The sequence below is a fragment of the Actinomadura rubrisoli genome, from assembly GCF_004349215.1.
GTDB lineage: Bacteria > Actinomycetota > Actinomycetes > Streptosporangiales > Streptosporangiaceae > Spirillospora > Spirillospora rubrisoli.
Genome location: NZ_SMKU01000329.1, coordinates 1 through 10,571, shown reverse-complemented (window position 1 = coordinate 10,571; position 10,571 = coordinate 1). Strand labels below are relative to the sequence as shown.

At 70.7% G+C, this 10,571-nt stretch carries 8 protein-coding genes, 1 tRNA gene and 1 pseudogene; 4 read left to right on the top strand and 6 right to left on the bottom strand.

Translation table 11 applies throughout. The features are described from left to right. Window positions 1-570 precede the first annotated feature (570 nt). Entirely contained in the window at window positions 571-1,374 is an 804-nt protein-coding gene (locus tag E1298_RS48755; RefSeq protein ID WP_165975870.1) for a hypothetical protein, read from the bottom strand. Continuing rightward, a complete protein-coding gene (locus tag E1298_RS37890) occupies window positions 1,371-1,925 on the bottom strand; it encodes a sigma-70 family RNA polymerase sigma factor (RefSeq protein WP_165975869.1) in 555 nt (184 codons plus the stop codon). Before E1298_RS37890 ends, E1298_RS48755 begins: the two co-directional genes overlap by 4 nt. Before the next feature lie 541 nt (window positions 1,926-2,466). On the opposite strand from E1298_RS37890, the gene E1298_RS37885 reads away from it, so the two are divergent. After that, the gene (locus E1298_RS37885; protein WP_131902103.1) at window positions 2,467-3,237 is read left to right on the top strand and encodes an SDR family oxidoreductase; all 771 of its coding nucleotides are present in this window, start codon (window positions 2,467-2,469) and stop codon (window positions 3,235-3,237) included. A 63-nt stretch (window positions 3,238-3,300) separates the two neighbouring features. On the opposite strand, the gene E1298_RS37880 is transcribed toward E1298_RS37885, so the two are convergent. Beyond that, window positions 3,301-4,200, bottom strand: a complete 900-nt coding sequence (locus tag E1298_RS37880) for a LysR family transcriptional regulator (RefSeq protein WP_131902101.1) — start codon at window positions 4,198-4,200, stop codon at window positions 3,301-3,303. Between the two features lie 400 nt (window positions 4,201-4,600). Here E1298_RS37880 and E1298_RS37875 point away from each other — a divergent pair, with 400 nt between their 5' ends. After that, on the top strand, window positions 4,601-5,848 hold the full coding sequence (locus E1298_RS37875; RefSeq protein WP_243726051.1) for a serine hydrolase domain-containing protein: 1,248 nt from the start codon (window positions 4,601-4,603) through the stop codon (window positions 5,846-5,848). Here E1298_RS37875 and E1298_RS37870 read toward each other — a convergent pair. Together E1298_RS37870 and E1298_RS37865 are read right to left on the bottom strand one after the other, a co-directional pair. Beyond that, window positions 5,836-9,054, bottom strand: a complete 3,219-nt coding sequence (locus E1298_RS37870; protein WP_131902097.1) for an AfsR/SARP family transcriptional regulator — start codon at window positions 9,052-9,054, stop codon at window positions 5,836-5,838. The genes E1298_RS37875 and E1298_RS37870 overlap by 13 nt on opposite strands. A 94-nt stretch (window positions 9,055-9,148) precedes the next feature. After that, a complete protein-coding gene (locus tag E1298_RS37865; RefSeq protein WP_165975868.1) occupies window positions 9,149-9,736 on the bottom strand; it encodes a DUF3558 family protein in 588 nt (195 codons plus the stop codon). 128 nt (window positions 9,737-9,864) lie between these two features. On the opposite strand from E1298_RS37865, the pseudogene E1298_RS51610 reads away from it, so the two are divergent. Beyond that, a pseudogene (locus E1298_RS51610) lies at window positions 9,865-9,978 on the top strand (IS630 family transposase); the annotation flags it as partial. Window positions 9,979-10,056: 78 nt separating this feature from the next. Next, window positions 10,057-10,248, top strand: a complete 192-nt coding sequence (locus E1298_RS37860) for a hypothetical protein (protein WP_131902093.1) — start codon at window positions 10,057-10,059, stop codon at window positions 10,246-10,248. Window positions 10,249-10,404: 156 nt separating this feature from the next. Here E1298_RS37860 and E1298_RS37855 read toward each other — a convergent pair. Then, window positions 10,405-10,480: transfer RNA gene (locus E1298_RS37855), tRNA-Glu, on the bottom strand. Window positions 10,481-10,571: the final 91 nt, after the last annotated feature.

The following is a 10,571-nucleotide window of genomic DNA, read 5'->3' as shown; positions in this document are numbered from 1 at the left end:
CCGCCCGCCCCGGCGGCTCCCCGCTGCGGCGGGTCGTCGGGGGAGTACGCGAGGTGCCGGGCCGATCCCCGATGTCGAGAGTTCTCCGCGCGCGCACGCGTTGAGCACTCCCAAAAGCCCCAGCAGCTTCCCCCGCTCACGTCTGGTGTCAAGGGTTGACTGCATGTTGGCAACACCTGGGCAGCACCTGGGCAACACCGGACGCCGAGTCAAGGGTGGCGACCTCACCGCTGCGAGTCGGCCGGGCTCGGCTCGTAGTGCCACTACTTCGATGCCAAGCAGGTCCGCCGCGCCCGTGCGCTGCTGCCCCGTCCGGACGAGAGCGCGTCCCTGATCGCTCAGTTTCTGGACGTCAGCAGGGACGAGTACGTCCCGACGCCCAGGGCAGACCCCGCGCCATCCAGGCGCCCACCAGCCCGGACGCCGATACCTCGGCCGCGTCCGCTGACCAGGACGCCATCGGAGTCTGCGGGATCCGCCTGACGACATGGCACGCCCTTCGCGCGCTGCCCAAGCATGTGGCTGAGCAGCGCGCGGTGTTCCAAGCCCATTGCGGCCCCCACTCTTGGCCTACATGCGGGCCGTCTGGTGCGGGTCGCGTTCGGTGCCGTCGCCCACTTGGTAGCGCCCCTTGCCGATCTCCACTGACCGGGTGACCACCCGGTCCCGTAGCTCGGCCGGCCACTGGGTCGCCTCGTTCCACACCACTCCGTCCAGCGCCTCCAGTGCTGCGTCCACTGCCTCCTTTTCCGTCTTCATCCCCTTCATCGGTCGTTCGGCCAGCAGGTCGGTCAGGTCCACGCCGGAGGCGTCCACCGGCGCCTGCATCAACTCGTGGATGAGGGCGCGGTCGAGGTCGAGGTCGCGGGCAAGGTTGCGGGCAAGACTGCGGGCGCGGTCGAGGTGGGGTTCGAGGTCGCGGGCCAAGGCGCGGTTCAGGTCGCGGACGTGGGCATGATCGCGGATGAGGTCCAGGTTGAAGTCGAGGTCGAGGTCGAGGTCGCGGGCCAGGGCGCGGACGCGGCCGAGGTCGAAGACGAGGACGTGGCTGCGGGCGAGGGCGTAGATGCGGGTGCGTTCGAGGTCACGGTTGGGGTCGAGGGCCTGGGCGAATGCGAGGGTGTGTTCGAGGGCGCGGTGGAGGGCGCGGTCGAGGGCGTGGGCCAGGATGCGGTTCTGGATGTCCTGCTTGGCTGTCGAGCGGTGTCGATCTGGTGCGTGTGGGAGAGGGGCGTCGGGAAGGGCGAGCAGAATGGACAGGGTGGCGGCAGGGTGGGTGTGTGCGCGCACGTGGTCAAGCAGCTCGGCGTCGCCGACTGCCAGGAAGGCGTCCAGGTCCGCGTCAGTGGGATCGTTGGGCTGTGGTCGGTTCACTGGTCGATCCCCCCTTCGCGGCGGGCGGGTGCGTGCAGATGTTCCTTGAGTTTCTTGCGGGCCTTCTTGCGCAGGTCCCGGACCTGCTGCGGGGTTTTGCCCAGTGCGGCGACGATCTGGTCGGCCGGGATGTCGTCCAGGTCGAATGCGATCACCGCGCGGCAGTCGTCGTCTAAGAGCTGCAGGAGGGTGACCAGGTCGCGGGCCTGCCCGGTGAGCTCGGCGTGTCCGGGGCCCGGGCCCGGGGAGTCAATGCCGAGGTCGAGCGGGATCTCGCTGCGGCCGTGGAGGCGGGCACGGTGGTGGTTGAGCGCTACCGTCCGGGCCCAGGCGGGCGGGTTGGCGATCTGGCTCCACCGTCCGCGCTGAACCTTTCGCCAGCCCTGCACCGCCATGTGCTGGGCTGCGTCTTCGGCGTCGGCAAGGCTCGCTCCGGTGCGCATCAGGAACCGCACCACCAGCACGTATTCGGTGTCGAAGAAGTCCAGGAAGTCCTGCCGCATCGCCGCCATCGTGTCGCCCGTGCCGGGTGCCCCGGCGGCGTTGGCCACGGCAGGCCACCACGCGGGTTCGGGTTCAGGTCCGGGGCGGGCATCGCTACTCATCGCCGACGGCGCGGTGGTCGTGCCGGGCTCGCAACCGTGCGTCCACCACGGTGATCACGGCAGCGAACACCGGGGCCAGCGCTCCCAGCGCCATTAGCACGTTCATGCCGTAGTTCTCCCCGTCCCGGCCCGCCCGGCGAACCGGGCTGGTGCGCCGCGGGGAGCGGGCCGTTACCAGTAAGAGCCCCACAATCAAGATCAACGGGAAGCGGCAGCCATGATTCTTTTCATCTGGAGGGTTCGGACCCGTCCCGCTTGCCTGGCCTTCGGGATGGCCGTCGCTGGGCGGATGGAGCGGGTTGAACTGGTCCTAGGGCGCGGCCGCTCGCGCGGTGAGCGTGACGACCCGGGGCCATAGGAATTTCCTATGGCGCCTGCTGACATTTCGTCTTTGCCTCTCGTTCTTTTCGGGACGTACCGTAAAACAGCTCGCCGAGGTGTTTCGTTTCGCCGAGCGGACGAACATGAAATTGAGAGGAACAGTGGCATGACGACGATTGGAAACGGATCGGGAACGCGAGAATTCGCCGGAAAGCGGGCCCTGGTCACGGGCGGCTCTCGCGGAATCGGAGCGGCCGTCGTGCGCCAACTCCTGGACGCGGGCGCCGAGGTGCTCACGACCGCCAGGTCGGCGACGAGCACGGTGCCGGAGGGGGCCACCTTCGTGGAGGCCGACGTGCGGACGCGGGCCGGAGCGGAGGCGCTCGCCGCGGCCGCGCAGGAGGCGTTCGGCGGGGTGGACGTCCTGGTCCACAACGCGGGTGGGGCGCGACCGCACGAGGGCAGCTCGGCCATTCCCGACGAGGAGTGGCAGGACGCGCTGGACCTGAACTACCTGGCGTCGGTGCGGCTGGACTCGCTGCTGGTGCCCGGGATGCGGGAACGGCGTTCGGGGATGATCGTGCACGTCTCCTCGGCCGCGGTCCTCACCCCGGTAGCACCGTTCCTGCACTACGTGGCGGCGAAGGCGGCGCTGGAGACCTACAGCCGGGGACTGGCCCTGGAGTTGGCTCCGTTCGGAATCCGGGTCAACACCGTGACTCCCGGCAGAGTCGCCACCCCCGGCGGCGTCCAAACGCGGGAGCAGTGGGCGCGCCTGGAAGCGGCGCCGGCCCAGAACACCACCACCGTGCCGCTGGGACGCGATGGTCAGCCCGACGACATCGCCAACGCGGTGCTGTTCCTTGCGTCCGATCGGGCTAGCTGGCTGACCGGAAGCAATCTCGTCGTGGACGGCGGTGAATTCCCGAGAGGGTGATGTCGACGGAATTCCGGAACGCCATCTTTGACACAAGGTGGTATCTGCCTCCTTCTCGGCCCGTCAGGGTACCGGGGAGAAGAAAGCGGATTTGTGCCAGACCTCTTGACGCAGGAGTTCGAGCAGGGCCGTCTCCGCCGGGCCCGCGCCGTGCCGGAGCGCGGCGACGACGGGCTGGGACACGACCGGGAACACCGGGCGCGCGAGGTGGTCGTGACCGTGAGGCACCGCGGAGGCCGGGACGAGCGTCACTCCCAGGCCGTGGGCGGCCCAGCGCACGGCCGTCGCCGTCTGGGACACGCGGGCGACCGTGGTCGGGGCCAGCTCGTTGTCCCGCAGTACGTCCCGCAGCACGCGGTCGAGTGCGCTGTCGCGGTCGAACCTCACCCATGGCTCCCCGTCCAGTTCGCGTAGCTCGATCCGGTCCGCGGCGAGCAGCCGGTGCCCGGTGCCCAACACCACGACGAATTCCTCGTCGCCGAGGTGGTGGGCGTCGGCAGTGGCCTCGTCGCACGGCGAGGCCACCAGGACGAGGTCCAGGACGCCCCGGCGCCCCAGCCGCTCCAGCTCGGCGGGGTTCGGCTCCTCGAAGACCGTGACCTCCAGCCGGGGGAAGCGGCGGCGCAGCGCGCCCAGCGCACCCGGCAGCTGCCGCGTGCCCAGGCCCATCTGCGCCGCCACCACCAGCTCGCCCACCAGCTCATCGGCACCGGCCCGCGCCGTCGCCCTCGCCCGCCGCGACGCGCTCACCGCGACCGCCGCCTCCCGCAGAAACGCGCGGCCGACCACGGTGGGCACCAGTCCGGTCGGCGTGCGGGTGAACAGGCTTACGCCGAGTTCCCGCTCCAGGCTGCGGATCTGCTGGGACACCGACGGTTGGGCGACGTGCAGCAGCTCCGCCGCCGCCGTCACCGAGCCCTCTTCAGCAACGGCCAAGGCGTACTCGTACTGACGAAGGCTCATCGGCTGCCTCCCCTCCCTGCGATGTACTGTTGTAATACGTGTTACAACCTGGCGGGTGCCGCGTTTACTCCGTGTCCGCCGCCCAGGCGGAGAAGGCATGGCTGCGGGGCGGGTACCGCGTCCAGGGGGTCCGGCCACGCGGGGGGCAGCGGGCGGCGCATCATCGTGCGCGGAGTTTCGTCGCGCGTCGGAGAGCTTTGGCTGCCGGTCGTTCCTCGCTCTGTTTCTTGGGCCTGGCCTGGCCCACTTTCGGCCGTCTTGCCTTGAGCGGCTTCCAATCGCGCGGACGGACGGCTGACAGCGTGCTGTGTGCGGGTTGTGAGCGGCGGGTTGGAGGGTGGGGTCGTCCGCGTCACCCATCTCCTGGAGGAACGGGTCCATGCTCTCGTCTGCTCGTACGGTGCGGCCACGTTGGCTGCGCATGCTCACGGCTTCGGCGCTGGCCGCGAGCCTGGCCGTGGCGGTCCCGGCTGCCGCTTCGGCCACGCCGTCCACGACCCGGGACGGTACCGAGGCGCAGCGTGCCCGGCTACAGCAGCTGGCGCGGAAGGTGGTGGAAGCCGGAGCGCCCGGGGTGATCGTGCGGGTGGATGACGGTCGCGGCCGGCCGGTCGAGATCGCCGAGCAGGCCGCCTGGAGCAGACGGGACCATCTGCTCAAGGTGGGGGACGAGTTCCGGATGGGGTCCAACACCAAGACGATGGTGGCCGCGCTCGTCCTGCAACTGGTCGCCGAGGGCAGGCTCGCCCTGGGCGATCCGGTGGAGAAGTGGCTGCCGGGCAAGGTGCCCAACGGGAAGGCGATCACGTTGCGCATGCTGCTGAACCACACCAGCGGCCTGTTCGACTACACCGAGGACGCGGCGATCAGGCCCTCGATCCTCGGCAAGGATCGGCGGCGGTGGACCTCGGCGGAGCTGCTCGCCCTGGGGGTGAGGCACGATCCGCTGTTCGCGCCGGGCACGAGATGGTCGTACAGCAACACCGGCTACGCCGCCATCGGCGCCGTCCTGGAGCGGGTCACCGGGACGAGCCTGTCCGAGCTGGTCCGGGACCGGATCGCCCGGCCGCTCCGCCTCAAGCACACCTACTACCCTGCGGACTCCACCTGGCGTGGCCCCCATGCCCGCGGCTACGAACCGGATGCCGCCCACATGCCCCCGGGTGTGCCGGCCGAGTTCAGGCATCTCGCCGGGCCGCGCCACCACGGTCACGTGGACGTCTCCGACATCGACCCCGGGTGGGGCGGTCCGGCCGGGGCGGTGGTGTCCACCACGCAGGACTGGTTCCGTTTCTACACCGCGTTGATGTCCGGCAAGCTGCTGCCCGCCGCCCAGATGACACAGTTGCGCACCACGGTGCCGATGGATTCACGGCGGCCGGACGGGCCCGGCTACGGGCTGGGCATCCAGACCAATGCAGGCACGTGCGGCACGGTCTGGGGTCATGACGGCGGCGTGCCCGGCTATCTGACCACCAACCTCACCGACCTCACCGGCAGCCGCACGGCGACCGTCCTGATCTCGACGGAGTTCTGGGCCGAGTTCGAGGCCGACCCGAAGATCGCCGAGGCCGCCCACGCGCTCCAGACCGCCGTGACCTGCACGATGTTCGGCAAGCCCGTGCCCGCCGGGGCTCACGCCGGCTGATCGGTGCGGCCGCCCACGGGCGCGGTGATGATCGCGGAAACCAGGTCTTCGGCCTCGGTCCGCGACATCGCCGCGCCCGCTGCGTGATCGTCCGCGAACCCGTCCGCGCCCAGGGCGGCCGTGGCCCGCTGCGTGATCGTCCGCACGTCGGCGTCGCCGAGGTCGTCCCAGCCCCGCAGCAGGGTCGCGACCCCGAGCAGCCGTCCCGCCCGATCCGGACGGTCGCGGCCCAGCTCGATCGCGGCGGCCGCGACCGCGATCGAGGCCGCGACCGGTGTATGCCAGGTCAGCGTCAGGTGCACCGCCGGGTGGTCGAGCCGACGTACCGCCCTGTCCGGGAAACCTTCCGCGACGTCCACTTGGGCGAGGACGCCCAGCAGCAACGCGGTCAGGTGCGGGGTCGACCGGCCGGGCGGCGCCTCGACCAAGCCCGCCTGGGCATGTTCGCGGGCCGGGCCCGGCCGTCCGGCCCGCCACTCCAGTTGGGCCAAGCCCAGGCGCACCTGGGTTTGCGACTCCGCCGACCCGTTCCCCTCGACCCGGTCGAGCAAGTCCGCCAGCTGCCGCCGTCCGCCGTCCACGTCGCCGGTTTGAGCCCGGCGCAGCGCGGCCGCCACCTCGTTCTCCATCGTGTGCTCGGGCATGCCGAGCTCCCGGAAGTACCCTGTGGCCCGCTCGGCCAGCGCGGGCGCACCGGCCGGATCACCGGCTCGCCGCAACGCCGAATTCAGGGTGCTCAGCGTGATCGCCAGGCCCCACCGCTCGCCGAGTTCCTCGAAGCCGGTCAGCGCGCGCGCCAGCAAGTGCGTTGCCTCGGTGGCGTGCCCGGTGTTCATGGCCAGGACGCCTCGAACCAGCAAAGCCAACGATCGGCTCCAGGGATCCGTCCGCTCGTCCGGGGGACGAATCTCCGGTGCGGTTCGATCGCGTCCCGAGCCTATGGCGAGCGCCAACCGGGCCATTTCCAGAATGGGGTGGGCGCCGGGGGCGATGTCCTTCAGGGCCTTGTTGATCCGATCGAAGGTCGCCTCCGACTCGTCCGGCCGACTGATGGTCTCAGCGGTGGCGAGCGCGTGAGCGGTGACCACCAGCGCGCGCGCCTGCGGCTCGGTCGAGCCGCGAACCCGGAGTATCCGGTCGAGCAGATCCAGCGACTCAGGCGGGTTGTCCCGCAGGTACCAGAACCAGCACAGCGCGACGCCGAACCGGACCGCTAGATCGGCGTCGCCGGACTCGACCGTCCAGCGGATCGCGGCCGACAGGTTGTCCCGTTCGGCGGACAGGCGGACCAGCCAGCGCAACTGGTCGGACGTGCGCAGGTGCGGGTCCGCGGTCTCGGCCAGATGAAGAAAGAACCGGGCGTGCCGTCCGCGTACCACGTCGACTTCGTCACGCCCGGCCAGTTGTTCGAGGCCGTACTCCCGGATGGTCTCCAGTACGCGGTAACGCGGCTCGACGGGATCGGCGGGCTCCACCGGGTGCAGCAGGGACTTGTCGACCAACGCCGTCAGCAGCTCCTGCACGTCGCCCAACCGGCCGATCGCCTCCGCCGCGTCCTCGGTGAACGTGCCGGGCACGACCGACAGCCGTTCCAGCAGCGCCCGCTCGTCGGCGTCCAGCAGATCCCAGCTCCAGGCCACCGCGGCGCTCAAGGTCCGGTGCCGCGGCAACGCGGTGCGGCTGCCCCCGGTGAGCAGCCGGAACCGGTCGTCCAGCCGCGCCGCGACCGCCTCGACCGGCAGGGCGCGCAGCCGTGCCGCGGCCAGCTCGATCGCCAGCGGCAGGCCGTCCAGGCGACGGCAGATCTCCACCGCCGCCGTCAGCGCGCCGCCTTCCAGAGCGAAGCCCGGCCGCACCGCGGCGGCCCGGTCGTGGAACAGCCGGACCGCGGCGCAGGCGCGAGCCCGCTCCACCGTCGACCCCGGTTCGGGCAGCTCCAGCGAAAGCACCGGGTGCAAGGTCTCGCCGTCGATCCGCAGGGGTTCCCGGCTGGTAGCCAGCACCCGCAGCCTCGGGCACCGGACGAGCAGGGACTCGGCGAGCGCCGCGACGGCCTCGATCACGTGCTCGCAGTTGTCCAGAACCAGCACCAGGTCGTCGTCCGCGAGCGTGTCGACCAGATGGCCCAGAACCTCGTCCGGTGTGGTGACAGGCCGCGGCTGCGCGCCCTCCTCGCGCACCCGCAACAGGTCGAGCACCGCGCGGGGCACGTCGTCCGCGCTGACCGGGGCCAGCGGGAGGAACCACACCCCGCCGGACGACGTGAGCCGCCGTCCGATGGTGTTGGCCAGCCTGGTCTTGCCCGCACCTCCGGGACCGACCAGAGTGACCAGCCGAACCCGGCCGAGCAGTTCGACGACGTGGCGGACGTCGTCGTCGCGGCCCACGAAGCTGGTGAGCGGGACGTCCAGGTTGCCGTGCGATCGCCGGGAACGGGGACGTTCACCGCGCAACACTGCCAGGTGCGCCTCCTGGAGCTGCGGCCCGGGATCGCTGCCGAAACCGTCCGCGAGCAGGCCGCGTATCCGCTGGTAGGCGTCCAGCGCCTCGGCGCCGCGACCGTTCAGCGCCAGGGCTCGGATCAGCTGGGCGTGCAGCCGTTCGCGCAATGGATGCGCGGCGGTCAGCGATTCGAGCTCGTCGACCAGGTCGGGGTCGGCGCGCAGGGCGAGGTCGGCTTCGATCCGGTCCTCCAGGACGGTCAGCCGGGCCCGCTCAAGCCGTTCGGCCTCGGCGGCGGCGAACGGCGCTTCCCGCACGTCCGCCAAGGCCGGGCCGCGCCACAGGCTCAGGGCCTCGCGCAAGGTTACGGCGGCCTCGGCGGGCCGGGCCGCGTACGAGCGCCGACCCGCGCGAGCCAGCCGCTCGAACCGGACGGCGTCGACCGCGTCCGGCTCGACGGCCAGCCGGTACCCGGCCGGACCCGAGGTGAGCAGCCCCGGGCGGCCCAGGACGCGCCGCAACCGGGACACCAGCGATTGCAGCGCGTGCAGGGGCTCCTCCGGCGGCGCCTCGTCCCACACCGCCTCGACCAAGGTCGCCGGCCGGACGTCCCGTCCGGCGTCCAGCGCGAGCCTCGCCAGCAAAACCCGCAGCCGCGCGCCCCCGACCCGCGTCGGGCCGGTCGCCGTTTCCAGCACCAAGGGACCGAGGACGCCGACGCGCACCCGTCCACCGGTGCCGCCCGAATCGGTCGCATTCGCCATGGCCAGAAGTCTGTCAGAGAGCTTGGTGCCACGGACCCTTGGCCTACAACGCCTCTGCCCCCGGCAAATGGCGCGAACGGACGGGGCCGCCGAATTATCGCCGCAGCGTTTGCAACGTATTCAGGACGATGCCCGCCATTGCGATCACCTTTTCGCATCCGCCCTCTCGTACCTCCTGCTCGTACTCACTGCCCGTGATGGCGACGTCGACGTGCTGCTTCTCGGCGACGTCCAACTGCACCAGGCAGTGGGACGCGGTGGCGAGGGGCGGGTCGGTCACCGTCGCCGCGAAGCCACCCACGTCCGCCAGCCGGGTGAAGATCCTCGGCTTCCCCTTCACCGTCAGAGAGACGCCCTGGTCTGCGTAGACGGTGACGTCGTATGTATAGGAATCCGACGAGACATCGAACCGGCAGTTCTCCGGGATATCGTCCTCCGGCGGTTCTTTCGTCGCGCCGACGATTGAGAACGCGGCCCACTGGGCCTTCGGCAACAGGTCGCACGAGTGGATGCCGTCGACCCGCAACTCCCGGGGACGATGGGGCAGCGCGGCAGGCAGCGCCGTCCCACTCGTCGAGGGGGACGTGGATGTGGGTTTGGAATCAGGCTCGGCCCCGGAGCCACAACCGCCCAACAGGGCAAGCAGGCATCCAACGGCCGCCACGGTATTCTTCGGCGTCACACGCGCGACCGTAAGGCCCCTTACCCGGGACGGGTCCCCGGGCGACCGTACCGCGATCTCCAGATTGCCGACGAGCCACTTTCGTGCCCTCGCGGAAGACGTGCACGCCCTGGGCTCCCACAAGCGTGATCCACGCCTTCTTCCGCAACCACTCACCCGACCAGATGCTCAACACCGCAGCACCCTGGACCAGCCCCTGGCTCCCGCTCGGTTACGAACACAACTTCTGGAATGCCGCTTAGTCCCGATCAAAAGGTCGACGGTCTGATGAACGGCAACGCCGGCCAACGGGGGTGCTGGCGCTGGTGACGCTGGGCGGCGTGGAGCATGAGGTGTTCACGGTCGATCCAGGGCCGTGCCACTCGCGGGTCAGCGCTTGGAACCGGCGAAAGACCTCCGAGGAATACCGCCGCATCGGAGAGCACACCGGGTTCCAGAGTCCTGAGTTCGCCACCGCCCTCCAGCGGCTCGCCGGACAGGAACGCTACCTCGTCCAGCTCTGGCGCGACTGATTCCCAAGCAACGCGGTTGCGCCGGCAAATCGCACCCGGTCGCCGCCCGCGAAAGCGGGCCCTGTGGAGTGCGAGGTCACGATCACGTCCGAGATCGTGGGCGTGCAGCGCGATGCGGCATGGACGGCGATCGGGGCCGCCGCGCGCTGACCTGTGTGGTACCCCCTACCGGATTCGAACCGGCGCTACCGCCTTGAAAGGGCGGCGTCCTAGGCCGCTAGACGAAGGGGGCCTGGGGTGGCGGTGGTGGCCGCCACTCGACCTGGTCAAGTGTAGGGGACAACGGGGCGTGGCGGGTAAACGGTTACCGGCGTTCCGGGGTG

Bases quoted from the DNA above. Each gene is read 5' to 3' on its own strand.
- E1298_RS37880 (WP_131902101.1), bottom strand. From the start codon at position 4,200: ATGAGCCTTCGTCAGTACGAGTACGCCTTGGCCGTTGCTGAAGAGGGC.
- E1298_RS37885 (WP_131902103.1), top strand. From the start codon at position 2,467: ATGACGACGATTGGAAACGGATCGGGAACGCGAGAATTCGCCGGAAAG.
- E1298_RS37870 (WP_131902097.1), bottom strand. From the start codon at position 9,054: ATGGCGAATGCGACCGATTCGGGCGGCACCGGTGGACGGGTGCGCGTC.